Consider the following 309-nt stretch of genomic DNA (forward strand, 5'->3'; position numbering starts at 1 on the left):
AACCGCGGAACGAACGCCCGCAACGCTTCACGATCGGCGTCTGTGAGTTCCTCAAAGCTCTCAAGCTTGCGGATCAGTGCATCTTGCATTGGGCTACGACGGCAAAGGGCAATTTGCCATCCTATGATTTGTCTGGGGCACAATACTTCGGCATAGGACGGATATCGGCATCCAGTAGCCTGTAAATGGCTACGGCCGTTACGACCATGGTGTCCTGCGCGTCGGCTTCGATCACCCTGGCAACCTGTAGGCTGCTGATGTCACCGTCCCTTCGCAAGTCGGCGGCGATTGGTGGTCATAAGCGCGCTG

At 57.0% G+C, this 309-nt stretch carries 1 protein-coding gene; it reads left to right on the forward strand.

Going from position 1 to position 309, the window contains the following annotated elements; genetic code table 11:
* A partial coding sequence (locus MKK75_RS00540; protein ID WP_244040690.1) for a hypothetical protein occupies positions 1-185 on the forward strand: 185 nt, incomplete at its 5' end.
* Positions 186-309: the final 124 nt, after the last annotated feature.

The organism is Methylobacterium sp. J-030 (assembly GCF_022829545.1).
Taxonomy (GTDB): domain Bacteria; phylum Pseudomonadota; class Alphaproteobacteria; order Rhizobiales; family Beijerinckiaceae; genus Methylobacterium.